The sequence below is a fragment of the Paenibacillus typhae genome (assembly GCF_900099765.1).
Lineage (GTDB): Bacteria > Bacillota > Bacilli > Paenibacillales > Paenibacillaceae > Paenibacillus_AQ > Paenibacillus_AQ typhae.
This window is the reverse complement of the sequence record NZ_FNDX01000006.1, coordinates 24198-50771: the sequence shown is the minus strand read 5'-3', so window position 1 is coordinate 50771 and position 26574 is coordinate 24198. Positions and strand designations below refer to the sequence as shown.

Below are 26574 nucleotides of genomic sequence, written 5' to 3'. Positions count from 1 at the left end.
ATGTCCCGGCTGACTATTAAGCAGTTGTTGTGTCTTCGCCCTGGTGAGCTTCAACAACAGCGTCTGCCATTTTACCAGTCAACAATTTAACGGCGCGGATAGCGTCATCGTTACCTGGGATTACATAGTCGATTTCGTCCGGATCGCAGTTAGTATCAACGATAGCTACGATAGGGATACCCAGCTTGCGGGCTTCTGCAACAGCGATACGCTCTTTACGAGGATCGATAATGAACAGTGCGCTTGGCAGGCCCTTCATGTTCTTGATACCGCCCAGGAATTTTTCAAGACGATCTTTCTCTTTGCGGAGAAGGATAACTTCTTTCTTAGGCAGAACTTGGAAGGTACCGTCTTCTTCCCAAGCTTCCAGCTTCTTCAGGCGGTCAATACGCTTCTGGATAGTCTGGAAGTTAGTCAGTGTACCACCCAGCCAACGCTGGTTGATGAAGAACATACCGGAACGCTCAGCTTCTTCCTTAACGGAATCCTGAGCTTGTTTCTTAGTTCCTACGAAGAGGATTGTGCCGTTGTCGGCAGCTACACTTTTAACAAAGTTGTAAGCTTCCTCTACTTTTTTAACCGTTTTTTGCAGGTCAATAATGTAAATTCCGTTTCTTTCAGTGAAGATATAACGATCCATCTTAGGGTTCCAGCGACGAGTCTGGTGACCGAAGTGTACCCCAGCTTCGAGAAGCTGTTTCATGGAGATTACTGCCATCTTCACACACCTCCTAGATTTGGTTTATTGTGTGTCTCCTCCGCCATGCGTCATTTTCCTACAAGACTTTCTTCAGAAGAAAGCACCCCTTGTCGAAATCAACCGGCGTGTGTTTTAACACCGTCAATTACTATACCATATTAAGATACGGGATGCAACGATTAGCAGAAAGTTTTATGATTTACTGGCACATCCCGGGTTATTTCACGGTTATCAGCTTTTCAATAATGGAGTTTACACTCTCACCTTTAATGAAATTGTAGCTGCCGGATTGAATTTTGGTATTAATCTTCCGGCCGATAGCTGTCTCCAGAAATCCGGCCTGATCACTAATAACTCCCGCGTTAGCGAGCAGTTGTGCGGTTTGTGTAAGCGTGCTGCCGGCAGGAATCCGCACGGCAATAACGCCTGCTGCGGCAGCCTGCGGGCTCGCCGGAGCCGCCGGTGCTTTAGCCGTCCCGCTGCTCGGGGCCGGCTGGGACGGTGCGGCCGGCGTGCTGGGCTCGGCAGCCGCACTAGGCTGGACCGCAGCGGCCGGTGTAGCTGCTGGAGTAGATGTAGGCGCTGGTGTAGCAGCGCCTGGCGTCGCTGCGGCGTCGGTCTGCCTCTCAGCCGCAGGCTCTGTCACGTCCGGCTCTACAGTGGCCTGCGGCTCGGCAGCCGGATCCGTAACGGTCAGATTCAGCAGCGCAGCCTGTCTGACAAGCTCTTCCCGGGTCAGCGGCGCCGCGCCTCCCGAGAGCATCAGCTGCAGAAGCAGCGCGCCTGCGATCAGACCGGTTCCGAGACCGAGCATGAACGAACGGTTCTTGATCATACCGATTCCTCCTGCTTGGCCAGCTGAAGAATAAGCTGGACTTCTCCACGCTGCAGACCTGCCGTTTTGGCGATGGAGTCGATGGATTTGCCCTGCTCATGCAGCTCAAACAACCGCGGATAGCGCAGTTTAATTGAGCTGACCGGCTTCGGCTTAGGTACCGGAACAGGCTCCGCACCACCGGAAGCATCGTCTGCCGGCTGTCTGGCTGCATTGTCTTTAGTGAAGGCAGTCAGCTGAAGCAGCCCCTTTTCCTCTGCTGTCAGACGTGCATCCAGCAGCATTGTGGTCTTCTCCAGCCCTGCAACCTGTTCACGGAGTACGGCTATCTCCTCCTGCAATGCAGTTTTGGTATTCTGGGACTGTTGCTTGATGCTGCTGACGAGCTGCAGCATTTCTTCATTTTCGCGTTCCAAGTCTGCCATATAGAGCTCAAGAGCGGCCTCGGTATCTTTCAGGCTCTGCTTTTCTGCACCTTCTTCTTTCCGGCGTACCGGCAGGATCATGCCATAGACAATAGCTACAGCGCCTACCAGCACAATGTATACCCATGGTTGCAAATGCTTGTTCTCCTTTGCGATTATCTTTGAACAGCTCAGAGACTGAGATCAATTCGACGCCCTTTATACGGATGCTCTGCATCATGCGGGGTATCCTTGTTCTTCTGGCCCTGACCCGATGAACGATTGCTCTGATCGTGTTCCCGTTCCCCGTCGCCACGCAGCTTCGTTTCTGAAGATTCATCAACACCGCTCGTACGCTGCGCCTGCTCTGCTGCATGCTTCACATTCTGTCCGGCCAGCATCTGCTGATCGAGCACAGGGCGGTGAAGCAGCTCATTCTGCACTTTCCCTGCATCCGTTGTCCGGGGCAGGGCAATTTGCAATTCAACCGGTTTCAGGCTCATGGCAATCCCCTTTTCACAAACGAAATGTTCAATTTCAGCATAAAGCAATGGCCGGCTGCCTCAGCTGCCCGCCTGTTTAGTTATACGGCGCCAAGGTAATATCGCCTTCACTATAGTAGAAAACAACCCGCTCCGTCGGATCCTTCACAAATCTCGTATATCTGCCGATTACGATTTTGGAACCGCCATAAACGGTTTTTACAACCACTACCTTGGCTTTGGTTGTATCCTCGAGCATTTTTTCAATTTCCAGCACACGTTCTTTGATCCGTCTCTCATCACGCATATGAGCCTGCTTGGTAGCGTTCAGCTTCACGCGGAGCGCCACCTTGTCCGAAGAAAGCTGCCCGTTGTTAGCCAGCTGATTCAGCAGGTAGAGCGCCTTTTCCGTCTTGTCTTCATTATCCAGCAGCTGCCGCAGCTCCTGGCGGAGTTCATTGATCTCGTTGCGCAGCTCCGGAACGACTCCGACCTCAACCGCTGTAGCGGTTGACATCGTATTCCCGATTGTCCGCGCTACCACCTTTTCCCCGGCCTGTACAATTCCGCCAACAATCAGACCCTTGGTGCCATTGCATAATACATCCCGGCCGGCACGGATATTGGAATGCATAATACTCTGGGATACAATGACATCTTCAGCTGCAACAACGTTGCCGTCCTGAATAAAAGATACTTTGACATTTTTGCCGGCGCTGACAAGACCCTTGTTGTACCCGATAATACCGCCTGTTATTTCTATGGATCCGCCTGCAGTCAGCTCCGCACCCTCAACTCCGCCGACAACCCGGATATCGCCCGCCGATTTCACGGTGAAACCTGTCAGCACATTGCCGCGGATAACCACTGTACCTACAAAATCAATATTGCCGGTGCTGTAATCCACATCGCCGTTAACCTCATATACCGGAAATACATTGATCTTTCCCTTATCGGTAAGTGTAACCAGCCCATCTATAGCTGCATACAATGCCGTTTCACTCTGGTCAAGCAGCACATTTTTACCGACTTTGAGCCGGGCTTCCTTGCCGGGTTTAAAGGGAATCTCTTCTCCAGTAACGGTTCGGCCCTTCTGGCCGGGTACAGGGGGTATCGATTTACAAATAAGCTGGCCCTTCAAAACATTGTTCAGCCGCACCAGATCCTTGTAATCCACCTTGCCGTCTTCCATTTCCAGCGGCTTGCGGTCTTCGTCAAGATCAATGGCCATAACGACCAGCCCGTCGATGCCGTGAACCGGTTCTTCCCCGATAGCGATTGGCACTCTGCTGAAAAAATATTCTTCCGGGTTGCTGCTGATCCGCCCTACAATGTCGTGCTGAATACCGTAACGAATCTCATGACTGTGAAGAAAGCCTTCGAGATCTTCGGCGGAGCAGGAGAAATTCTCGTCTTTCTTAGAGAACTCCAAGTAGGCGATCCCTTTATCCTCCGAAAACGAAATACTTACGTATTGATTCAAAGCATAATGACCTATCAATTATTGCTCCCCCTTGTCACCGTCGTCCGGTTAATCATTTTGCATGAGCAGGTCGCGGTTTTTCTCAAGCGTCCCCCGCAGACGCAAAATGGCTTTTGAATGAAGCTGCGATATCCGTGAAGGCGATAATGACATCACCTCGGCAATTTCGCTCAAAGAAAGATCTTCATAATATAAAAGGGACACTACGGTCCGTTCTTTCACCGTTAGTTTTTCGATGCCTTTGGTGAGTGTTTCGCGCAAATAGAATTCATTTACTTTTCGGTCCGGATTTTTGGCTTTATCGTCCACCAGTATGGACATCCGTGTTTCCGACTCTTCTTCGCGGATCGGGTCTTCCAGAGAGCAGAGTGACATGACTGCCACATCCTGCAGCATATTTTGAAACTCCGTCTCCGATATGTTCAGATGCTGGCTCATTTCCTCATCACTGACTGATCTTAAGTATTTCTGCTCCAGCTGCTGATAAGCATCCTCGATTTTTTTAGCTTTTTCACGAACGGATCTTGGAACCCAGTCACTTTGGCGCAGCGAGTCAAGAATGGCCCCGCGGACCCGCCAGGATGCATACGTCTGGAACTGCAAGCCGCGTTTGTAATCGAATTTCTCAATAGCGTCTATAAGACCCATTACGCCATTGCTGGCCAAATCATCTTTGGAAACATTTTTGGGCAGTCCGACAGCCAGACGGCTGGATACATAATCTACAATATGGAGGTAATTCTCAATCAGCTTTTTTTTGGCTTCAGGATCACCGTGCTCTTTCCACTGCTCCCACAGCCCGTCTGTTACTGATTGAGAAGCTTTTTGCTCGTTCAATGGCTTTCACCCTTCCCAAAGTTTAGTCAGCGGACACCCTGCGGGCAAGAAAACCGTTTCGCCGCAGGCGCTCGCTTATTCTTCTTTCAGGTGACGAACGGCCTTGGCCAATTCTTCAGGATCCTTCATGGAGACCAGTTTTGGCGGTTGCAGCGGGGTAAAACCTTCACTGCTTCCGCTCTCCTCCGGCGGCTTCTGTTTCAGCAGATCTATTAATTCCTCATCTTCATCAGGTGTGCTCAGATCGAACTTGGTACCCAGTGCTTCATTACCGCCGCCCTGCTCGCCGCTGTTACCACCCGGTGCAGATTGTTTAACAATAAAACCCAATACCCATCTCAGGAAGAAAGCAAGCACAAACCAAAGAATAAATCCGTAAATCCCGCGAATCAGACTCGTCCCAAGCAAATTGTGCCCGTAATTTGTTAGAAAGGTAAATACAAAACCAATCAGTCCGGACAAAAGGCTAATTAGTATTTTTCCCATCGCTATATTTCCTTGGTGCCTTTTTGGACACTCCGGATATGAAGCACCCCGGTGCTGCAGGCAATTTCAATCGTACGGCCGAAATTCCCGCCCGTATCCTCAGCGACAAGAGGAATATGGAGCGCCTCCAGAGCCAGCTTGCAGGATTCCACGTTACGAGGCCCGATCCTCATGGTGTCATTCCCTCCGGCAAACGCAAACATCTGTGAGCCGCCGGCCATCTTGGCTACGATCCGGCTGCGGACCGCGCCCAGTGCCAGCAGGCGGGACAGCAGTTCAGGAACGGCAGTATCTGCAAATTTGGCTATGTTAAGCTGTCCCTCCCGGGCAATCTCTGACGAAGGAAGCATTACGTGCGCCATCCCCGCCAGTTTTTTGCCGGGATCGAACAACGTAAGACCCACACAGGAGCCAAGACCGGTCGTACGGATCAGACTGTCCTGGCTGCCTACATTAAGATCTGCCATTCCTACTTTAATAATGCTTTGTTCCTCAATCATTATCAAACGGTACTCCTAATGCTTTGAAAATTTTCGGGAATGATTCGGGATCCGGGATTAGGAAAAATTGGCCTTCGATTTCATTTTGCCCTTCCAGGAAGGTTGTATCAATGAGCAGCGCATCATCACCCATCTGGCCGAACTGCAGCAGCCCGTAACCGAGAATGGCCCCCGCCATATCCATCGCCAGCGCAGGGACAGTCGGATACATCGACAGTGAAGTGAAATCAGCAAGCGAAGAGAGATAGGAGCCTGCGAGTATGTTGCCGATCTCGCTCAGTGCGGAGAATTCCATCTCCCCAAGCTCCTGATCCGGATGAATCTCAATTCCTGCAATCCGGTTGAGGAGACTGATCGCCGCATCCGGAGCCAGAATGAAAAAGAGATTGCCCGGTGCTTCCCCTTCAACTCGCAGAAACACCGCATAGACCAGCTCTTCGGCTCCGCCCACTTTATCTGTGATTTCCTCAAAGTTCAATAGCTGAACCTTGGGTACTGCCATATCAATCGGTTTGTTCAGGAGCTGGGATAACGCGGTGGCTGCGTTGCCGGCTCCAATATTACCGACTTCTTTCAGTACATCCATCTTGAAATCCTTGAAGTTCTTAAACAGCTCCATTGACTATCCCTCTAGGCTTTCCAGTTGCACGATTTCATTCTTATTCAGTACCTCAGACAAGTTAAGCATAATCAGGAGACGGTCTTCTCCGATTTTGGCCACCCCGTCCAGATATTTCGCTTTGATTCCGCCCACAACCTCAGGAGGAGTGTCGATGGACTCACGATTTAAATCAATGACATCATTAGCGGAATCTACGATAAATCCGACTTCCATCTCATTAACATTGACGATGATTACACGGGTCTGATCCGTGTGCTCCGCCTCCTGGATTCCAAAACGTCCGCGCAGGTCGATTACCGGAATAACCACACCGCGCAGATTAATTACCCCTTTAATGAAAGCGTACGTTTTGGGCACCCGGGTAATTGGCATCATACGTTCGATCGTCTGGACCTTATCCACTTCAATGCCGTATTCTTCAGATCCAAGCTTAAACACAATTACTTTAATATCTTCAGCCATGGAATGAACCTCCCTGTTCTATCCTGATTATTTTATAAATGCGTTCGGATCAATAATAAGGGCAACTTGTCCGTCACCGAGTATGGTCGCGCCCGAGATGCCTTGAACCTCCGGCAGATATTTGCCGAGATTCTTGATAACAATTTCATTTTGTCCGATAAAGTCCTGAACAGCCAGAGCAGCCATTCGTTCGCCCTTGCGGACAACCACAATTTCTGTCTCCTCTTCCGTGCTTTCATCAAAATCCGGTATGGAATAGAACTTGCTTAGCGAGAGCAGCGGAATATGGCTGTTGCGGAACTCTATCATCCGGGTTCCGTGAATCGTGCGGATCTGGGTCTTTTTCACAATACCCGTCTCGACAATCGACGAAAGCGGAATAGCATATTTCTCCGATCCGATCTTCACAAGCATCGCTGCAATGATGGACAGGGTCAGCGGAAGCTGTACCGAGAAGTTCGTTCCTTTGCCTGGCGTCGAATAGACAACCACGTTGCCGCCTAAAGAAGTGATCTTCGATTTTACAACATCCAGACCAACTCCGCGGCCCGAAACATCGGAGATAACCTCTGCCGTACTGAAGCCTGGTGCGAACAGCAGCTGGATCGCCTCATCATCGGAATAGCCGGCAGCCTGCTCCTGCGTGATAATGCCTTTCTTGATAGCAGACTGCAGGATTTTCTGCGGTTTGATGCCCGCACCGTCATCCTCGATTTCGATAAAGACATGATTTCCGCTGTGGAACGCCCGCAGATTAACTGTCCCTGTCTCAGGCTTGCCTGAAGCAGTCCGGTCCTGAACCGATTCAACACCATGGTCCACCGCATTGCGCAGCAGATGCACCAGTGGATCGCCGATTTCATCGATTACTGTGCGGTCAAGCTCTGTTTCAGCGCCGGTAATAATCAAGTCGATTTTTTTGTCCAGTGATTTTGCCAGATCCCGTACCATCCGCGGGAATCGGTTAAATACGGTATCTACCGGAACCATCCGCAGCTTCATGACAATGTTCTGCAGATCGCCGCTTACCCGGCCCATATGCTCAACCGTTTCGGTAAGATCGCTGTTCTGCACCTCTGAAGCAAGCTGCTCCAGGCGCACCCGGTCAATCAGCAGCTCGCTGAACAGGTTCATCAATACATCCAGTCGTTCTATATCAACGCGGATCGTGCGTGATGGTGCACCGCCTGTACGGGAAGGCGCGGCTTTGGCTGCATTCTCTTCCCTGCCAGCAGGTGCAGCCGGAACGGAAGCGGCAGGCGCAGCCTGAGCTTCTTGCTCAGGAGCAGGGGCCTCAGCTGTTGCTGCAGCCTCCAGAGCCATCTGGGCAAGCGATTCCTGATCAAGGGCTACCGCTGTTACCGTGTCGATTTCAGATACATTCATAATCATCGACTTCATCTCGTCGGCACCCTTTTGGGTTATGTAATAGAGGGAGAAGCTGTGATCGAATTTCTCCTGCTCTATATCCTGAACCGAAGGGAAGGATTTGACCACTTCTCCTGAACGCTCCAGGAGATCAAAAACCATATATGCCCGTACTGCTTTGAGCTGACAGTCCTTACGGATTGCCACGTCAATATACAGTACCTGATGCCCCTCCTGCAGCGACTGTTCCAGAACCGAATACTGGAATTCATCAAGTGTGATCTGGAGTTCGGCCGAGCTTTGTGCAGCCGCCGGAGCGGATGCAGCACCGCCAGCTGCCGGAATTTCACCGCGGACGATAGCCTGTAGAGCAGTGACAATAGCTGTGACATCGGCCTTGCCTTCTCCGCCTGCCGTAATATCCTGCACCATGGATTCAAGGGCGTCCAGGCTTTTGAACAAAGTGTCAAAAATAAAATCCTGCATCCGCAGTTTATTGTTGCGCACCAGGTCAAGCACATTTTCCATCTGGTGGGTAAGGGAAGCCAAATCCTCAAATCCCATTGTGGCCGCCATACCCTTCAGGGTGTGCGCAGAGCGGAAAATCACCTGTACAATACTAATATCTTCAGGATTTGCTTCCAGCCCCATCATGCTCTCATTCAATGACTGCAGATGATCATTTGACTCATCAATAAACATGGATAAATATTGATTCATGTCCACTAACGAGCACCTCCCCTTCGAGTTCGCTTTTCCTTATTTAACTGCCTGTACCAGCCGCGGTGCAATTTCCTGCAGCGGCAGCACGTATTTCACACATTGCAATTCCACCGCAGAACGCGGCATTCCATAAACGACGCAGGTTTCTTCATTCTCGGCAAACGTCGAGGTTACACCTGAGTCGTGTAGGGCCTTCATCATTCTCGCACCATCGCTGCCCATCCCGGTCATTATGACCGCATGACGCTCCAGGTCCGTAAGCGGAAGCAGGGATTCATACAAGGTATCCACAGAAGGCCGGTGTCCGTTGCGGGCTTCCTCCGTTGTAAGCTCAATCGCATATTGCCCGCCGGCTGCAGGGACAACCTTGAGATGATAGCCTCCCGGAGCAATGTATGCTGCTCCCTGGCGCAGAATCATACCATGCTCGGCTTCCGTCACTTCCAGCGGACTAAACGTATTCAGTCGCTGGGCCAATGATTTTGTGAAGTTAGGCGGCATGTGCTGCACAATCACAATCGGCGCCGGGAAATCAGCCGGGATATTCTCAAGGAACGTTTTGAGTGCCCGCGGACCGCCCGTTGAGCAGCCGACCGCAACCAGCTTGCGCAGCCCCTTCGTTCCGGCTTTGCGTCCCCCCCCGGAAGCTGGCGGCTCAGGACGCGAAACGGAAGGCAGCTCCGGCACTGCCTTGATCTCCGGCAAAGGCTGTACCGTATCAGGCTGTTTCCGGTTCTTCAGCCGCTCGGATGCAGGAGGTTTAAGAGAAGGGGCTGGCGGAGTCTTGGGCAGATTCCGCGGAGTGCTTATCCCGGATTTACTTGTATCCGGCAGCTTTGTGCCGGCATCCTGAACAGGCTGCTTAGACTTGTCCACTGCAGGCTTAACCGTGGCTTCCGCCGTTATCTTGGGAAGCCCGGGCTTGCGTACCGGAAGCTCCGGGACAACGGGCCTGCCTGTACTCACCGGCCGGGCCGGATCAGGCAAGATCATGTCAGGTTCCCTCAGGGAAGCATTTCTCGCCTGACGCTGCTCACGGGCCAGCATAGCTCCCTTCATCTGCTCTATTAGCGATAAACCAACTGCTATAATATCCTGGGAATTCGTAATCGACGGTTTGCGGATAAAATCGAAGGCTCCGGATTCGAGCGCCATGATCGTTTCCCGCATTCCCTCTTCGTTTATCCCTGACAGCATAATGACCGGCAGCGGATGATTGGCCATAATGACCTTCAGCGCTTCAAGGCCGTTCATCTCCGGCATTTCCACATCCATCGTTACCAGATCAGGCTGGAGCTCGTTCACCTTGTCTACTGCTTCACGGCCGTTCGCTGCTGTAGCGGTGACCTTGAAGTCAGGATCATTTTCGATTAGATCGGATATGATCTTACGCATAAATGCGGAATCATCCACAACCAAAACTTTATAAGGCCTCATAGCACTTCCACCTCTGTTCATCTAATTCTGAACAATTATTGTTTTCGCTTCAACCACTTGTTGATAAATCCCCTGATGCCCTGTACCTTGACTGCTTCCACCGGTTCGGCGGACAGGTAATTGAGGGCAAGCCGTTGCACGTCTTTGGCTGCTGCACTGTTCGGAAAAGCCACTGAGAATGGAACTTGTTTCTTGACTGCCTGAACCACATGCACATCACTGCTGATATAACCGAGAAAAGGGATATCCAGCTGCAGAAAGCGGCTTGCCGCCATACGTATTTTGTCGCCGGTGCCTCTGGCTTCCTTTTCATCCCCTGCCTGGTTCACAATCAGCTTGAAGGATACGTCAGGATGAGAATTGTGTACAACCTTCATCAGTGCATAAGCATCCGTGATTGCGGTTGGCTCCGGTGTTGTAACCACCAGACAATCATCGGCGGAGGTTATAAATTTCAGCGTTTCCTTGGAAAGCCCGGCACCGGTATCAAACAGGATGAAGTCCATGGTATCGGCAATCCGGGCGATCTGTGATGTAAAATAATTAAGGTCAGACTCGGAAAGGGAGAACAGCTCATCCATGCCTGAGCCTCCTGCAATAAACGGCAGATCTCCGGGCCCGTTCTGGATAATCTGAGCAATATCCGCTTCTCTTTTTAACAGGTGGTACAGATTATATTTAGCCGTAACTCCCATCAGCACATCGATGTTGGCCATCCCGATATCCGCATCGAACAAAAGCACCCGTCTACCCATCGCTTTAAGCGCCAAAGCGAAATTCAGCGTAAAATTTGATTTACCAACCCCGCCCTTTCCACTGCATACGGTAATGATCCGGGCTGAAGGACCGTCTCCGGGCTCGGGCTTGGAATCCCGGCTGGATACCAGCTGCCGCAAGGATTGTGCCTGATCCATCAGGAGCCCCCTGTTCCCAGCAGCATTTCACTGAGCTGTTCTTTGGAGGCCATCAGCAGATCATCCGGAACATTTTGACCGTTGGTCAGGTATGATAATTTAAGCGGAAAGTCATTTAATACATTAAACATCGGTCCGTAGCTTCCTGTCTCATCCAGCTTGGTGAAAATGACTTTATCCAGCTGGTAGCGGCCGAAATGCTCGGCTATCAGTTTCATATCCCGGCTTTTGGAAGTCATACTGAGCACCAGGAAGGTTTCACTCTTTAATTCCTTGGCAAGCAGGCTCTGGAGCTCGGCTACAAACATTTCATTGCGGTAATTGCGTCCAGCCGTATCCATTAGTACCAGGTCACAGCTTTCCAGACGGAACATGGCTCTTTGCAGATCTCCGGGCGACTGTACTACCTCCAGCGGAATGTTCAGGATGGCAGCGTATGTGCGAAGCTGCTCCACTGCAGATATCCGGTAGGTATCTGAGGTAATAAGACCTACTTTACGGCCATGCTTGAACAGCTGCTCGGCTGCCAGCTTGGCAATCGAGGTCGTTTTGCCTACGCCGGTCGGTCCGGCTATATAGACGATTCTGGTATCGGGAGCAATCCCGCCGGCAATTCTTCCAGCCAGGAACTCATTTATCTGCTCGCGCAGCTTCTTCCCAAACTGGTCAGCGGTCCAGGTCCGCCCATCTTCATTCCAGCGGTCATAAATATTGCCGATCCACTCCTCTATGAGCACGGCATCGGTATCCTGGTCGATCAGCTTACGCTTAAGCTCTTCCAGCATCTGAGGCAGCTCGACTCCGCTTGAAGAATAACGGGCAATCCGCTCCATCCATTGTTTCATGTCTCTGATCTCGCGCAGTACATCGCTTTCCAGAGCAGAGGAAACAGCCGGATCGAGTCCTGCATCAAGACTTTCGTACAATTTTGACAGTGAACCTTTGGATTCCTTGGAAGGTACAGACGGCTTAGACTCGTCAGGCTTAATGACGTTCTGCTCCTCTTCAACCGGCGGCATCACGGCCACCGCTCCTCTTGCCTCCTGGGCCTCGGACAGTGCAGCCGCAACCTCGGCGTAAGAATTGACAGCAGGCCTTTCCTTGACAGGCGCCTGTGAGGCGCTAGCTGCCTTCTGGTAAGCCTGCGGCACAGCGCTTCGCGGAATGCTTGGAGGTGCTGCCGGGGCGCTGCTGGCGGAGGCTGCTGGCTTGCGGGCCTCTTCAACCGCGGCTACTACTTCTATTTTCTTTTTCTGGAACATTCCCAAAAATCCGCCAATTTTAATCTCTTTGGTACTGAGGATTACAGCATCGCTTCCCAGTTCGCTGCGGATGGAATGCATCGCGTCAGGCATCGTGTCGACCACATAACGCTTTACTCTCATAAGTTCACCACCCCAACGCTTTGAATTTCAATATTAGGCTCCAGTTCGCTGTAGGATAACACTGGAATGTCCTGCATCGTCCGCTCAATCACCTGGCGCAGATACATCCGGATGGTCGGGGATGTCAGCACAATCGGCTGCTGGCCGGATTGAAGAAGACGGTTAATCTGTTCAGTAAGCCTTTGATAGACCGTTTGTGTGGACACCGGATCAAGAGCAAGATAGCTGCCCTGCTCGGTCTGCTGTACGCTTTCTGAAATTTTCTTTTCCAGATTAGGTCCGACTGTAATGACCCGCAGAGTTTCTCCCGTCTGGGAGAACTGCTGGGTGATCTGTCTTGAAAGCGACTGGCGCACATATTCCGTCAGAATATCCGGGTCCTTGGTGTAAGTGCCGTAGTCAGCCAGTGTCTCGAAAATTGTGACCAAATCCCGTATAGAGATTTTTTCGCGGAGAAGCTTGCCCAGCACCTTCTGAATGTCACCAATCGCAAGTACCGAAGGCATGAGTTCATCAACCAGCACGGGGTAATTCTCCCGCAGGTTGTCCACCAGCTGCTTTGTCTCCTGACGTCCAAGCAGTTCATGCCCGTGGCGTTTAATCAGCTCGGTCAGATGTGTAGCCACAACTGAAGGCGGATCAACGACGGTATATCCGGACAGCTCTGCCCGATCCTTGACCGTTTCGTCAATCCACAAGGCCGGAAGACCAAATGAAGGTTCGACAGTTTCTATACCGTTAATCGACTCATCATCATACCCGGGACTCATGGCAAGATAGTGATTAAGTAATAATTCACCGCCGCCGACAGTATTTCCTTTAATTTTTATGACATATTCATTCGGTTTTAGTTGAATATTGTCGCGGATCCGTACAACTGGAACAATAAGCCCCATTTCCAGGGCACACTGCCGCCTGATCATAATAATCCGGTCAAGCAAATCCCCGCCCTGTGAAGTATCGGCCAGCGGAATCAGTCCATAGCCAAACTCAAATTCTATAGGGTCAACTGTCAGCAGATTAATCACACTTTCCGGACTGCGTACTTCTTCAATCTGTTTCTCTTCCACTAGCTGTTCTTCGGCTATCTGCTGCTTGTTAGCCTTTTGTCCCATACTGTAAGCTGCATATGCCATAAGCCCTGCTAACGGTAATGTGGACATTACGGTGATAGGTGTGAAAAAACCGAGAAACGCAATTGTTACAGCTACGATATACAGAAGCTTCGGATAGGACAGGAGTTGGCCTGTCAGATCTTCTGCAAGGTTACCTTCCGATGCAGCCCGGGTAACAATCAGACCGGAAGCAGTAGAGATGAGCAAGGCCGGAATCTGGCTCACCAGACCGTCCCCGATTGTCATTACAGAATAGGTTGAGAGAGCATCCTGAAACGAATCCCCATGAACCGTCATCCCGATAATGAAGCCTCCGATTAGATTGATAAACAGGATGATAATACTAGCAATCGCATCACCTTTGACAAACTTACTTGCACCATCCATTGCCCCGAAGAAATCGGCTTCCCGCTCAACGTTGCGGCGGCGTTCCCGGGCTTGCTGCTCATTAATCATCCCGGCATTTAAATCGGCATCGATACTCATCTGTTTCCCTGGCATTGCATCGAGAGTAAACCGGGCGCCTACCTCAGCAACGCGTTCGGACCCTTTGGTAATAACGATGAACTGGACTACAACCAGGATCAGGAACACGATAAACCCGATCGCTATCTGGCCTCTGGCTATCCAACTGCCAAATGTCGCTACAACCTCACCCGCATGGCCTTCGGAAAGAATCAGCTTGGTGGTCGAGATATTCAACGCGAGCCGGAACAGGGTGGTTATCAAGAGCAATGAAGGGAAAATGGAAAATTGCAGCGGATCCCTTGTGTTCATTGCTACTAGGATAATAGTTAGTGCTATCGATATATTGACAATAAGCAATACATCCAAAAGCCATTCCGGGATGGGCAGAATCATCATAAGTACTATGCCGATAACGCCCAGAAGAACTGTTAGATCTTTACCTTTCACTGCCCTTTTCCTCCCCCGGCTTATCTCCTCTTGCCTTTAAGCTTATATACATAGGCCAGCACTTCGGCAACCGCCTGGAACAGATCATGGGGAACCACATCCCCGATCTCTGCTCTTTGAAATAATGCCCGTGCCAGCGGCTTATTCTCAATAGTCATAACGCCGTGCTCCTTGGCCAGCTCCCTGATCCGGAGCGCAACATAATCCTGGCCCTTCGCAACAATCTCTGGCGCCTCCATTTTGGAACCGTCATATTTCAATGCAACTGCAAAATGAGTTGGATTTGTAATGATCACATCCGCCTTCGGAACCTCCTGCATCATCCGCTGCATAGCCATCCGGCGCTGGCGTTCCCGTATCTTACCTTTGATAATGGGGTCGCCTTCCATTTTTTTATATTCATCCTTAATGTCCTGCTTGGACATCCTCAAACTTTTCTCGTGTTCATACCTCTGGTACATATAATCAAAGATAGCCATAATGAAGAGGACAGCTCCGATTTTTATCCCCAGATTCATAGTCAGCTTTGCGGCAAAATTAAAAGTTCCTTCCGCATTGACGTGTGCCAGTGAAGCAAAGCTCTCTTTTTCGCCCCATAGAGTGCTATAAACTAGGTAGGCGATAACCAGCAATTTGAAAACCGATTTAAGGAACTCTACAAAAGAACGCATAGAGAAAATATTTTTGAAGCCTTTGATTGGGTTGATTTTGCTGAACTTGGGAGTCAGTCCTTCTCCAGATGTCATAAAGCCTACCTGGGCATAATTCGCAATCAGAGCCAGCACAAACGTGACGCCGAGCAGCGGAGCAAGCAGAATCAGAATCTGCAGTCCGTACTCGCTGAACATCCTGATAACATTTTCGGCTGATACATCCATCTCCATGCGGTTCTGAAAAACATCCAGGAACAGAGTCACAAAGCGTTCTTTCATGAAACCGCCGAATATACTCAGGCTGAGCAGTGCCGATAAGAGCACAACCGCACCGGATACTTCAGGACTTTTAGCGATCTGGCCCTTTTTGCGGGCGTCCTGCCGTTTTTTGGGGGTTGCTTTTTCAGTCTTGTCTCCCCCAAAAAGCTGAAGATCCAGTTTATAGCGCTTGGTGCTTGGCATATGCCTTTCACTCCCAATAATCAGCTAAGGACTCTTGCCCAGAAGTTTTAGAAGATTTTGCATGGATTCAAACATAATTTCAAACAGATTCTGAAACAATATGGCCATACCGGGCATCAGCAGGGCAAGTAAAGCAAGACCGATAATAATTTTGAGCGGTACCCCGATGACAAACACATTATACTGTGGAGCAGTTCGTGCCAGGAAAGCCAGGCCCACATCTGTCAGGAATAAGGCAACCACCAGAGGTGCCGACATCTGAAAAGCAATGACAAACGACTGCGCAAACGTACGGATCAGAAAATCCGAGAGACTGCCATCCAGCATTTTGACAAAAATCTCATTGTCCAGCGGTACCCAATTATAGCTGTATACGATTGCATTAAGCAGATAGTGATGTCCATTCATAATCAAAAGCAGCAGCAGGGCGATCATATATTTAAAATTGCCGATAATAGGTGCAGATGCTCCGGTCATCGGATCAATTACATTCGCAATCCCAAAACCGATCTGGATGTCGATAAAGGAACCGGCTGTCTGAATAGTCATGAACATCAGGTAAGCGATAAAGCCCAGCATAAGGCCAATCAGCACTTCTCTAAGAACCATTAATACATAGCTGACATCCATCGCAACGGATAATCCCGTTCCCTCTGCACTAAAAACAATCATTGCAACAAAAAAAGACAGTCCGATCTTAATCTGCAAAGGCACGCTTTGCGAAGAAAAGACAGGAACAACAACAAAAAAGGAGGTAATTCGACAAAAAATCAGCAGAAATACAGGAAAACTTTGCAGCAATGTCTCTATGTTCATAAGCTTAACCGATATACATATAGAGATTGCCCAAAATTTGGCTGGTAAAGTCCACTAATTTCGTAATAATCCATGGTCCGAACAGCAGCAAAGCGAGCAACACAGCGACAATTTTCGGAACAAAGGCTAGGGTCTGCTCCTGAATTTGTGTTGTAGCTTGAAAGATACTGACAATCAGTCCCACCACCAGACCAAGAACCAGCATGGGGGCACTGGTTTGCAGCACCAAATATACGGCTTGGCCGGCTAGACCGATGATAAATTCCGCATTCACCCCATACGCCTCCTCTTAATGTCAGGTGTTAAAACTTAACAGCAGTGATTGTACGACCAGGTACCAGCCATCCACCAGTACAAAAAGCATTATTTTGAATGGTAATGAAATCATAACCGGGGGCAGCATCATCATCCCCATGGCCATCAGTGTACTGGACACAACAATATCGATGATCAAAAAAGGGATAAATATCATAAACCCCATCATAAAGGCCTTTTTCATCTCACCTATGGCAAAAGCAGGCACCATTACAGTAAGCGGAATATCGCTGTAGGTGGCAGGCTTGACCGTAGCATTACCGCCGGTGTAATTCATAAACAGCAGCAGGTCTTTGGTGTTGGTCTGCTTGAACATAAATTCCTTCATCGGGTCGGCTGCTTTGGCGAGCGCCTCGGACTGGGTAAGCGTCCCCTTCATGTAAGGCTGCAGTGCCTGTTCATTCACCTGTGAAAGCGTGGGTGACATTATAAATAGCGTCAGAAACAAGGCAAGTCCCACCAGAACCTGGTTAGGAGGCATTTGCTGCGTGCCCAGAGAGGTTCTGACGAAACCCAGCACGATAACGATCCGCGTAAAGCTGGTCATAAGGACTAAAAAAGCCGGGGCCACACTCAAAACTGTCACAAGGAGCAGAATTGAGATGGAGCTGGTTCCCCCGCCGGCTGTGCCGTCACTGTCTCCGACCTGAATATTAATATTCGGAATAGGATCTGCGTGAATCGGATGTACAAGCAACACACTGAACATACCGAGCAAAAGAATAGAAAGAATCAGCTTTTTGTTCATAATTTCCTCGACTCATCCTTAAGACTGTTATCCCGGAGAAGCTCTTCCAGTTTCTCTTTACGCTCAGGCGACTGCGCAAGCTTGGATTGCAAGGTCTCATAAAAAGAGGATGTTTCATTAAGTTCAATTTCCTGGGAAGGCACCTCTCCGCGCACCCTGGTTTTGATCTTGGATAAAAGCGGCTCCAGCAAATTACTTTGCCCTGCCGCCTGATCCTCAAATCTGGAGATGATAAGCGCTACCTCAGCGGGATCAGTGATTTTGTCCAAAATGGAGATATTCTCACCGACCCCGATCAGGTAGAGGCTGCCGCCGATTTCCAGAATCTGCACCGACTTGTTAGGACCCATACCGACCGCTCCAAGCGTCCGGATGGACTGTCCGCTCATAAAAGTCTGATTGCGGCGACCGAGAAATCGGATCAGCAGCACTATAAGAACTACAATAATGACAAGAACAAATATTACTTTCAGTAAACTCAGCAGGGGATTGCTGTCTCCGAACGTTTCGGAAGTGGCTAACATGCCTTATGCTTCCTATACGCCCAGCGTCTTGTTGATAGCTTCGATAACACGGTCTGCCTGAAACGGCTTCACGATGAAATCTTTAGCACCTGCCTGGATAGCATCAATAACCATAGCCTGCTGACCCATGGCTGAGCACATGATGACCTTGGCGTTGGCGTCCACTTTTTTGATTTCTTTCAGGGCGGCAATACCGTCCATTTCAGGCATCGTGATATCCATTGTAATCAGATCCGGGCGCAGCTCCTTAAACTTTTCAATTGCCTGTGCACCGTCCTGGGCTTCCCCCACTACCTCAAATCCGTTTTTCGACAAAATGTCACGGATCATCATTCTCATAAATGCTGCATCGTCCACGATTAGAATTCGGTTAGCCATTTTAAAAAAATCCTCCCTAAGTATGTTTATTGTAGTTTTTGAATGCGGTCCCACTGGCTGACGATATCCGTAACGCGAACTCCAAAGTTTTCGTCAATGACCACGACTTCCCCTTTGGCGATAAGCTTGTTGTTAACCAGAATGTCAACCGGCTCACCAGCCAGCTTGTCCAGCTCGATAATCGAGCCCTGTGACATATCTAGAATATCTTTGATCTGCTTTTGGGTCCTTCCTAATTCTACGGTTACTTTCAGTGGTATGTCCATCAATAAATTTAAATTATTTTCATCGACATTCCCAAATGCTCCTGCGCTCAGGTTAGCAAACTGTACCGGCTGCACATTTACATTGCGGTTAGGCGGCGGTGTCTGCGGCGGAGCCTGGTCATACTGCATGCCCTGCGGCGGCATTCCGTATTGAGGCATACCGTAAGGCGGCATTCCCGGCATTCCGTAGGCCGGCATTCCAGCTGGAGGATAATAGTAGCCACCCTCCATTCCCGGATATGGGGGCATAGGCGGCATCCCCTGCGGCGGATACTGCGGAGGAACGCCTCCCTGCTGAGGCGGAATTTGCTGCATTGGCGGCACTGACGGTGCAGGCTCATTAGCCGGCGGAGCAGATGCTGCAGGAGCTGGCGGCGCCTCTGTGCGTGCAGCAGCTGTTTCCTGCTCAGGCTGGCTCACATCACCCAGCAGCATAGTCACCATATCCTTCGCAAACTGTACCGGCAGGAGCTGCATAATCGTCGAATCGATTAAATCCCCGATTTTCAGGCGGAACGAGATTTGAATCAGCGTTTCATCATCCGGCAGACTGCCGACACCTTCACCGCTCGACATATTAAGAATATCGATCCCCGGAGGAGAAATGTTAACAAACCTGTTGAAGATCGTAGACATGGATGTCGCAGAGGAGCCCATCATCTGGTTCATCGCTTCCTGTACAGCGCTGATATGGATTTCATTCAGCTCTTCGTCCTTGGGCTCACCTTCACCGCCGAGCATAAGGTCGGCGATAACCTGGGCATCCCTGATCTTGATGACCAGCGAATTGATTCCCTGGAAGCCGTCCACATACTGAACATGTACAGCAACATGCGGTTTTGGAAATGCTTCTTCAAATTCACTTCGTGTAATAATGGATACCTTGGGGGTAGTAATGTCAACCTTTTTACCCAGCAAGGTGGAAAGTGCTGTCGCTGCACTGCCGAATGTAATATTTCCGATTTCGCCCAGCGCATCCTGCTCAAACGGCGTTAGGAAATCATCTACCGATTTGGTCTGGGGCGCCAGAGAGCCTTCCGCAGATTGTCTGAGAAGAGCATCGATTTCTTCCTGGGATAAATAATCTTTACTCGTCAAACTCTTCAACTCCTTCACTGACAATCTCGTCTATTTGTACCGCCACACGATCCTTTATCATCCCGGGACTTCCGATGAATTTGAGCTTATCCCCTACTTTGATAGACAAGCCTGCATCCACGGTCTTATTGAGAGAGATAACGTCGCCGACACTAAGCCCGAGAAATTCAGCAATGGATAACCTCGATTCGCCTAGCTCTGCCACTATAGGCAGCTGCGCCCTGTTAACTCTGGATCTTATCGCTTCTAACTCAACCTCATCCCTGACCTTCTTCTCTGATACAAACCATTGATGGACGGAGAGCCTTGACATGATCGGCTCCAGAACAACGTGAGGGATACAAAGATTGATCATTCCTGTGGTATCGCCGATTTTGGTGCTCAAGGAGATCAGGGCGATCGTTTCGTTCGGCGACACAATCTGCATAAACTGCGGATTCGTCTCCAGCCCCTCCATCCGCGGACTGATATCAAGCACGGTTTTCCAGGCCTCCTGCAGACTCTCAAAGCATCTGCTGAAGATCCTTTCCATAATGGTTGTTTCGATTTCGGTCAATGCAGTGATCTTAGTAGGGGCAGTACCAAATCCTCCGAGCATCCTGTCCAGCATCGCAAAAGCTATATTCGGATGTACCTCCATGACCATGCGTCCTTCAAGCGGTTCTGCCTCAAAAATATTCAAAATCGTCATTTTGGGAATGGAGCGGATAAACTCATCATAAGGGAGCTGCTCTACTTGAACGACATTGATCTGTACGAAGGTGCGTAATTGGGCCGAAAAGTACGTTGTAAGGTAGCGGGCAAAGTTATCATGGATGCGCGTCAGGCTTCGGATATGATCCTTAGAAAAGCGCACAGCCCGTTTGAAATCATAGGAGCGGATTCTTTTCTGGGTTTCTTCTTTTTTCAGCTCATCGGCATCCATTTCTCCGGAAGAGAGTGCGGCAAGCAGAGCATCAATTTCATTTTGTGATAGTACATCAACCAATTTATTCACCCCCCCATCAAGGAATTATCCTGTCAGCAGCTAAATTGAAGTCATGATGAAGTTCGTTACTTCAACCTGGGTCAGCTTGCCTTCAGTTAAGGTCTTGTTTATCAGATTTACCAGCTTGCTGCTCAGCTGATCCTTGCCGTTCGCCCCGTTAAGCTCTTCGGGCTTCGTATCGGCAAGCGTCTTGATCAGCAGCGGCTTGATCTTGAGGTCTTTGATCTTTTCGAAATCTTCCTTGGCACTGACACTATCCAGCTGGAATGCAAAATTTATTAAAACGATATAATCGGGGTCGGCAAGATTAGTTTTGATGTCCGTGATTTCTGAACTCAGCTCAACGATTTCATCTGCGCTCAGTTTTTTGGCCTCCACATTCTGGACAGCCGCATTTACATCACTTGCATCACTCGGAAAAATTTTATCCATCAGTAAAAAGGCGGCAACCACAATAAGCGTAATCGCCAGTAAAATCGTTATGAGCCACGGCAGCATTTTTTTCATGAAAGCTCCTCCATTGACTGGACTTTAATGGTGGCAGCATATGTGCCTATGTCCCTGTTATAATCCCTAATCTTTGTTATTACCTCTTCGGCCTTCTCAAGCACGATTAATCTTTTGCCTGTTACAAGGGTGATATACGTATCCGGACTTTCTTCTACCATTTCTACGAGCAGCGCGTTAAGCCACATAGGCGCCCCGTTCAATCTTGTTACCGAAATCATAACAGGCCTCCTAACAAAAAATAGGGGGAGGAGTTCTCCCCCACAGACTGTGCAATAACGGTAACGCCGCTAGACGAAACGTTATTGTTATACAGCAAGTTTAAAATGCTGGTCTAAATATTAGCGTTTCAGGTTTACTACTTCCTGAAGAACTTCATCGGAGGTGGTGATGATCCGGGAATTCGCCTGGAATCCGCGCTGTGTTACGATCATTTCCGTAAACTCGCCGGTCAGATCGACATTGGACATCTCCAGCTGGCCGGCTACGATTGAGCCTGTGCCCACCTCGGCGTTGTTCGCTGTCGTCGGAGCAAGCTCACCTTCAGCATTGGCATTCAGCGTCATCCGGAACAGGTTGCCGCCGATCTTTTCCAGACCCTGCGGGTTGCTTACCTTCGCTACGCCAATTTGCACACCTGCCTCAGTAGTTCCGTCAGCCATGGTCTGCACAATAGTACCGTCACTGGAAATGGAGAATGCTGTTACATCCTCGCCCAGCTGAATGGCTTCACCATCTGAATCCAGGACATGCAGCCCGTCCGATGTGATCAGATTGCGGTTAGCATCCACATGGAAATCTCCGGCACGTGTCAGAAAAGGGGTTTCCTGATCGTCAGACAGCCTTACCAGGAAGAATCCGTCACCGTCAATCCGCAGATCGGTTGGGTTATTGGTAGTCATCGCACTCCCTGCCAGATGAAGGGTATCCACTGAACCAATGCTCACACCAAGACCGATTTGCTTGGCATTCACCCCGCCTTGTCCGCCGTCTACTGGTGCAGAAGCGCCGGAGGTCGTCTGGCTCATAATATCCTTGAACATTACGCGGCTCGATTTGAAGCCGATTGTATTGACGTTGGCAATGTTGTTACCGATAACATCCAGCTTTGTCTGGAAACCGCGCATACCCGAAACGCCTGAATACATAGATCTTAACATTGTTATTGTCCTCCTGGATTAAGAGTCAGCTGACTCTTCGTTTAGTAATGAAACGGATTCATTCAGTTATGGCCGCGTCAGTCGGTCGGCGGCCATTCCGGCTCTCCGGTTAGGACCGGCCGGTCAGGATATAATCACTGCACTGTCAATTTGCGTAAAGACATTGTCTTTCATAGAACTGCCATCCATCGCTGTAACCACTGTACGGTTCGGAACACTGACAATCAGTGCCATGTCCTTCATCAGGATCAAAGATTCCTTACTGCCTTTGGCGGCTGCCTTCTCTACTGCATTCGATATTTGATCCAGCTGGCGGCTGCCAAGCTCAATTCCCCGCTGCTCAAGCCGTTTGGCGGCATGATTGCTGAACTTAAGCATATTCTTTTGCAATACGCTCTCAAAGCTGGCTTCCGTGCCTGCGGCGTTTTTAACCGTTTGTGATCTCTGAAGCACCTGGGGGTGGACTGAACCAGGATACAGCTGGCCTATAGTCAGCCGTTCACTCATACGCTCGCCCCGCTCTCCTCACTGCTTCCTGATGACTCTGTGCTGTTAACAAGATCAGCTTTTGGGGCTGCGTTCTGAATTTGGATAATGTCGGTCAGAGCAATGCGCTCACTGCCGACAACCGCATATTGTATTCCGCTGCTGACTACGATTGACTCAACGTTGCCTGACTTGGGCAGTTCTGTAGAAGCATCATTCCAGGTAATATCCTTGCCGATCAGCCCGGAGACCGACCCCAGCGACTGATTCATTGCTGTAATCTGGGTTGAAATATTCATGAGCTGTTCTACAGATGAGAACTGCGCCATCTGGGCTATGAACTCCTTGTCCTCCATCGGCTGCATCGGGTCCTGGTTCTGCAGCTGGGTGATCAGAATCTTCAGGAACTGGTCTTTACCGAGCGTAGAGCTACCGGTTGTTTTGGCGGTTCCGGAAGTATTCGCCACATAATTCCACTGGTCATTGTTTGAGACCGGATTGGTTGATGCCATCTTTCTTCACCTCGCTATTCATTAAACTATGCTTCAGCCGAGAATCTTCCATCCGGGTTCCGGATGTCCTGTCCGCTGTTAGCGGCCCATTCCTTAAATTCACCGTTCAGCTCAGCTGCAAGCACTGCATCAGCTATATCCTCACGGCGATCTCTGGAGTGACCGTTTTGTTGCCCTCCTGAATTCGGCTGGCGTCCCTGCTGTCCATTGAATTGTGAGAAAAGCGGCGTATTATTCTGTGTCACCTCAAGCTTTTCCACTTGGATTCCCTGCGACTGGAGAGCTGCCCGCAGCTGGCTCATTTGCTGCTCCAGCATTTCCTTTGCGCCGGAATGTGTAGTCGCGAACTGGGCAATCAGATTGCCGTTCTGCATAGTGAGCTTAACATCGACCTGTCCCAGATTTTCGGGGAACAAGGTTATAACGGCCTCAGCAACTCCGCCCTTGCGGACGATTTCCAGCTTGCCGCTAATGAATGTATCCATCTGCTGAGCAAATTGAGTGACCGGTACGCGGGCCGTTTCAGCCTTAAGCGGTGCTGTAAGGCCTTCTCTGATTGACAATTGTCCGGCAGTTAATACGTCATTGTTGTCTTCGGCCGTCCCCGCCTCAGTCAGGGTTTCCTCTGCTGTAGCAGATTGCTGGCTGCTACCGGCTATGGCGGCTTTGGTCACCGGTGAGTCAGGTGTCTCTTTAACTATCTTGGCGGTTACGGAAGGATCAACCAGTACCGGGACCGCTTTATCAGCCCCCTGCGTCTTAGCCCCAATCTCTGTATGCTTGCCTTGTACAGCAGCCTCAGCATTATTCACGCCTTTGCCTTTGGTTTTATTGTCAGGAATAATCGCTTCATCCAGGATTGCCGAAAACTGCTTGAGAAGCTCGGCGCCTTGGGTAGCCAATGCTTCGTCTCCATTCACCGCCGCCTGCTGCAGCATAGTGACCAGGCTGTTAAGCTCATCCTGCACAACAAAACGGATAGTCTCTGCGTTCCGGGCCAGCGGCGATAATGCAGGCGTCACAGTGCCTTCAGCGGCTTTTTCTCCCTGTTCTGATGTGCCAGAAACCGTAAGCATTGGGTCAAGCGCCGGCAATGCAGCCGTCGCTGTATCTTCACCGGCTTCTCCTTTGCCTTGTGGAGCAGTTCCAGACAACAACTGGGCAACCTGCGTCAGCCAGCCCTGGAGAGCCGCCAGCAGCGCGGGATCAGCGCTCAGACTCTCATCAAGCTTGTCCATATCCTCCGTAAGTCTCTTCAACAATTCTATATGCTTGACTTCAATCTTACCGCTTGTCTCTTCATCACCGGACTGCACTGCAGCCAGCAGACCTTGAAGCAGCGAAGCCATGGCTCCGGCCTGAGCAGCCGTTTCAGCTTTGCCGGTTGCCCCGGTCATAGTCTGAATGAGGGTCTGTGCAAACGGCTGAGCGGTTGAAGCGCCCCCGGCAGAAGCTGTTGTTCCGTTAGTCACGGCTGTTCCGCCTGCTCCGGCAGTTCCGTTAGCCGGCAGCATATTGCCGCCTGAAAATGATGGTATAACTAAACTCATCTTTGTTTTTCACCTCCTCTCAGGAATATTATTTACCGCCCATTAGTCGGTTCAGAATTTTTGCTGTAAGTGCGCTGTCCTTTTTGGTCATCTCACCCAGGATCGAGGATCGTACAGAGTCGCCCACAGTATTCAGCACCGTGATAACCTTGTCGGGACTGACACTGTACATCGAGCTCAGCAGCGTTGCTGCTTCCGCAGCAGGCATTGAGGTGAACGTCTGGCTAAGCTTTTCCTGATCCAGATTAGCGCTAGCCGCAGGCGTTGCAGCCGTTGCTGCCTGGTCCTGTTTGAGTCTTGATTGAAGGGCTGCAATAGCCATATCGGTTGAATTTGTTGTTTCTTTTAGCTTAATTGAAACTTCTGCGGCTTTTTGCGGATCCATTTTTTCCAGAATGGCCGTTTTGCTTGCCGTGTTCATTGCGCTCAGAATCTGAACCTGCTCCTCAGGGGTCAAATTCTCCATAATCGGCGCTGCCTTGGAAGCCTTCATCCCCGAATACAGCTTGGCCAGTTCAGTTACTTTATCCTGGTAAGGATCCTCTTCCTCCGTGGCTGCCTCTGCGGCGGCGGCCTCTGCCGTCATGGTATCAATCTGCTTTTGCAATGCTTCAACCTGGGTAGTCTGCGCCGTCTTTTCTTCGTTAATTTGCTTCAGCTGCGCATCCTTTTCGGCAAGCTGGGCCTTCAGCTCCTTGATCGTCGATTCCGAGCTTTTTGCCTGTTCCTGATTCGGCGAAGCCGCTTCTTCCTCTGCCGCTTCACTTCCGGGCTGGACTGCCGGATCAGGAATCCACTGATTCACTACGGGAATCTTGTTGGCCACTTCCAGCGCTTTGTTACGGATATCCATATTAAAAAGAGTCAACAGCACACCAAGCAGCACGAGGGTAAAAATAATAGGGATCATCAAAAATAAAAACCGCTCAAATTTGCTTGCTGACTCTTCGTTTTCAAGCTCCAAATCATTATTTGCCACTAGCGGAAACCTCCCGGGTTAGAGGGATTTCATCGCGAAGCGGACGGTAGCCATCTCATCCAGTTCGTTTTGTTCCCGTAAAATCATATTCTGCTGAAAAATCGTCTTCGCCTTGTCTCTGGCTTTCAGCCAGACCTTCTCATCCAGCACTTTCGTGCTAAGGTGGTCCTGCTTATGCTGAACCTCCTGATGCGCCCTGTTAATGTCCGTATGCTTGCGGGCAATACAGGTGTCCAGATACTGCACGTAATTCTGCATTTCAATAATTTTGGCCATAGGTGTTTTTTGCTCGGCTGCGCTCTGAAGCGATAGCAGCAGCGAACTGCGCTGAATCAGCAGTTCATCGAGGCTTTTTTCCTGCGCCTGCAGTTCCCCAAGTGCAGTCGAGAGCATCCACTCCGCCTGTGTTTTCTCGTTGCCCTTCAAGTCCACAACTTTCTGAAAAGTATAATGGAACTTCATTG

The 26574-nt window shown here is 50.0% G+C and carries 31 protein-coding genes; all 31 read right to left on the bottom strand.

Annotation, left to right across the window (positions count from 1 at the left end):
• Positions 1-16: 16 nt before the first annotated feature.
• Complete coding sequence (gene rpsB / locus BLR64_RS07305) at positions 17-718, bottom strand: 30S ribosomal protein S2 (protein WP_039874217.1); 702 nt, start codon at positions 716-718, stop codon at positions 17-19.
• Between the two features lie 199 nt (positions 719-917).
• Positions 918-1535, bottom strand: coding sequence for a hypothetical protein (locus BLR64_RS07300; protein ID WP_090713501.1), 618 nt, complete (start codon positions 1533-1535; stop codon positions 918-920).
• Positions 1532-2095 (bottom strand): hypothetical protein, encoded by a 564-nt coding sequence (locus tag BLR64_RS07295; protein WP_090713500.1) that lies wholly within the window; start codon positions 2093-2095, stop codon positions 1532-1534. Before BLR64_RS07295 ends, BLR64_RS07300 begins: the two co-directional genes overlap by 4 nt.
• A gap of 35 nt (positions 2096-2130) precedes the next feature.
• Positions 2131-2442, bottom strand: coding sequence for a hypothetical protein (locus BLR64_RS07290; protein ID WP_090713499.1), 312 nt, complete (start codon positions 2440-2442; stop codon positions 2131-2133).
• 76 nt (positions 2443-2518) lie between these two features.
• The gene (locus tag BLR64_RS07285) at positions 2519-3922 is read right to left on the bottom strand and encodes a DUF342 domain-containing protein (RefSeq protein ID WP_090713498.1); all 1404 of its coding nucleotides are present in this window, start codon (positions 3920-3922) and stop codon (positions 2519-2521) included.
• A gap of 30 nt (positions 3923-3952) precedes the next feature.
• Positions 3953-4741 carry a FliA/WhiG family RNA polymerase sigma factor gene (locus tag BLR64_RS07280; protein ID WP_090713497.1) on the bottom strand — a complete coding sequence of 263 codons (789 nt, stop codon included), beginning with the start codon at positions 4739-4741 and terminating at the stop codon, positions 3953-3955.
• 75 nt (positions 4742-4816) lie between these two features.
• Positions 4817-5227 carry a hypothetical protein gene (locus tag BLR64_RS07275; protein WP_090713496.1) on the bottom strand — a complete coding sequence of 137 codons (411 nt, stop codon included), beginning with the start codon at positions 5225-5227 and terminating at the stop codon, positions 4817-4819.
• A 2-nt stretch (positions 5228-5229) separates the two neighbouring features.
• The gene (locus BLR64_RS07270; RefSeq protein ID WP_090713495.1) at positions 5230-5727 is read right to left on the bottom strand and encodes a chemotaxis protein CheD; all 498 of its coding nucleotides are present in this window, start codon (positions 5725-5727) and stop codon (positions 5230-5232) included.
• Positions 5720-6346, bottom strand: coding sequence for a chemotaxis protein CheC (locus tag BLR64_RS07265; RefSeq protein WP_090713494.1), 627 nt, complete (start codon positions 6344-6346; stop codon positions 5720-5722). Before BLR64_RS07265 ends, BLR64_RS07270 begins: the two co-directional genes overlap by 8 nt.
• Positions 6347-6349: 3 nt before the next feature.
• Complete coding sequence (locus BLR64_RS07260) at positions 6350-6811, bottom strand: chemotaxis protein CheW (RefSeq protein WP_068723987.1); 462 nt, start codon at positions 6809-6811, stop codon at positions 6350-6352.
• Between the two features lie 27 nt (positions 6812-6838).
• Positions 6839-8905, bottom strand: coding sequence for a chemotaxis protein CheA (locus BLR64_RS07255; protein WP_090713493.1), 2067 nt, complete (start codon positions 8903-8905; stop codon positions 6839-6841).
• A gap of 33 nt (positions 8906-8938) precedes the next feature.
• Positions 8939-10339 carry a protein-glutamate methylesterase/protein-glutamine glutaminase gene (locus BLR64_RS07250; protein ID WP_090713492.1) on the bottom strand — a complete coding sequence of 467 codons (1401 nt, stop codon included), beginning with the start codon at positions 10337-10339 and terminating at the stop codon, positions 8939-8941.
• A 35-nt stretch (positions 10340-10374) separates the two neighbouring features.
• The gene (locus BLR64_RS07245; RefSeq protein WP_090713491.1) at positions 10375-11256 is read right to left on the bottom strand and encodes a MinD/ParA family protein; all 882 of its coding nucleotides are present in this window, start codon (positions 11254-11256) and stop codon (positions 10375-10377) included.
• A complete protein-coding gene (gene flhF, locus BLR64_RS07240; protein ID WP_090713490.1) occupies positions 11253-12638 on the bottom strand; it encodes a flagellar biosynthesis GTPase FlhF in 1386 nt (461 codons plus the stop codon). Before flhF ends, BLR64_RS07245 begins: the two co-directional genes overlap by 4 nt.
• On the bottom strand, positions 12635-14668 hold the full coding sequence (gene flhA, locus BLR64_RS07235; RefSeq protein WP_090713489.1) for a flagellar biosynthesis protein FlhA: 2034 nt from the start codon (positions 14666-14668) through the stop codon (positions 12635-12637). The genes flhF and flhA overlap by 4 nt, the downstream gene beginning before the upstream one ends.
• 20 nt (positions 14669-14688) lie before the next feature.
• Positions 14689-15783: a flagellar biosynthesis protein FlhB gene (gene flhB, locus BLR64_RS07230; protein ID WP_090713488.1), complete on the bottom strand. Its 1095-nt coding sequence runs from the start codon at positions 15781-15783 to the stop codon at positions 14689-14691.
• A 24-nt stretch (positions 15784-15807) separates the two neighbouring features.
• Positions 15808-16599, bottom strand: a complete 792-nt coding sequence (gene fliR / locus BLR64_RS07225; protein ID WP_090713487.1) for a flagellar biosynthetic protein FliR — start codon at positions 16597-16599, stop codon at positions 15808-15810.
• 4 nt (positions 16600-16603) lie between these two features.
• On the bottom strand, positions 16604-16873 hold the full coding sequence (fliQ, locus tag BLR64_RS07220; RefSeq protein ID WP_090713486.1) for a flagellar biosynthesis protein FliQ: 270 nt from the start codon (positions 16871-16873) through the stop codon (positions 16604-16606).
• A gap of 21 nt (positions 16874-16894) precedes the next feature.
• Entirely contained in the window at positions 16895-17662 is a 768-nt protein-coding gene (fliP, locus tag BLR64_RS07215; RefSeq protein ID WP_090713485.1) for a flagellar type III secretion system pore protein FliP, read from the bottom strand.
• On the bottom strand, positions 17659-18186 hold the full coding sequence (locus BLR64_RS07210; RefSeq protein ID WP_090713484.1) for a flagellar biosynthetic protein FliO: 528 nt from the start codon (positions 18184-18186) through the stop codon (positions 17659-17661). Before BLR64_RS07210 ends, fliP begins: the two co-directional genes overlap by 4 nt.
• A gap of 12 nt (positions 18187-18198) precedes the next feature.
• Entirely contained in the window at positions 18199-18564 is a 366-nt protein-coding gene (locus BLR64_RS07205) for a response regulator (RefSeq protein WP_090713483.1), read from the bottom strand.
• A 26-nt stretch (positions 18565-18590) separates the two neighbouring features.
• Positions 18591-19928: a flagellar motor switch phosphatase FliY gene (fliY, locus tag BLR64_RS07200; protein WP_090713482.1), complete on the bottom strand. Its 1338-nt coding sequence runs from the start codon at positions 19926-19928 to the stop codon at positions 18591-18593.
• Complete coding sequence (fliM, locus tag BLR64_RS07195) at positions 19918-20916, bottom strand: flagellar motor switch protein FliM (protein ID WP_090713481.1); 999 nt, start codon at positions 20914-20916, stop codon at positions 19918-19920. The genes fliY and fliM overlap by 11 nt, the downstream gene beginning before the upstream one ends.
• A gap of 39 nt (positions 20917-20955) precedes the next feature.
• Entirely contained in the window at positions 20956-21423 is a 468-nt protein-coding gene (locus BLR64_RS07190; RefSeq protein WP_068724009.1) for a flagellar basal body-associated FliL family protein, read from the bottom strand.
• Positions 21420-21644 carry a flagellar FlbD family protein gene (locus BLR64_RS07185; protein ID WP_039874275.1) on the bottom strand — a complete coding sequence of 75 codons (225 nt, stop codon included), beginning with the start codon at positions 21642-21644 and terminating at the stop codon, positions 21420-21422. Before BLR64_RS07185 ends, BLR64_RS07190 begins: the two co-directional genes overlap by 4 nt.
• 120 nt (positions 21645-21764) lie before the next feature.
• Positions 21765-22583, bottom strand: a complete 819-nt coding sequence (flgG, locus tag BLR64_RS07180) for a flagellar basal body rod protein FlgG (protein ID WP_090713480.1) — start codon at positions 22581-22583, stop codon at positions 21765-21767.
• A 123-nt stretch (positions 22584-22706) separates the two neighbouring features.
• Positions 22707-23090 (bottom strand): TIGR02530 family flagellar biosynthesis protein, encoded by a 384-nt coding sequence (locus BLR64_RS07175; RefSeq protein WP_090713479.1) that lies wholly within the window; start codon positions 23088-23090, stop codon positions 22707-22709.
• Positions 23087-23581, bottom strand: coding sequence for a flagellar hook assembly protein FlgD (gene flgD / locus BLR64_RS07170; RefSeq protein WP_090713478.1), 495 nt, complete (start codon positions 23579-23581; stop codon positions 23087-23089). Before flgD ends, BLR64_RS07175 begins: the two co-directional genes overlap by 4 nt.
• Positions 23582-23607: 26 nt before the next feature.
• Positions 23608-25131, bottom strand: coding sequence for a flagellar hook-length control protein FliK (locus BLR64_RS07165; RefSeq protein WP_090713477.1), 1524 nt, complete (start codon positions 25129-25131; stop codon positions 23608-23610).
• Positions 25132-25159: 28 nt separating this feature from the next.
• Positions 25160-26110 carry a MotE family protein gene (locus BLR64_RS07160; RefSeq protein WP_090713476.1) on the bottom strand — a complete coding sequence of 317 codons (951 nt, stop codon included), beginning with the start codon at positions 26108-26110 and terminating at the stop codon, positions 25160-25162.
• A gap of 18 nt (positions 26111-26128) precedes the next feature.
• Positions 26129-26572, bottom strand: coding sequence for a flagellar export protein FliJ (gene fliJ / locus BLR64_RS07155; protein ID WP_090713475.1), 444 nt, complete (start codon positions 26570-26572; stop codon positions 26129-26131).
• Positions 26573-26574 lie beyond the last annotated feature (2 nt).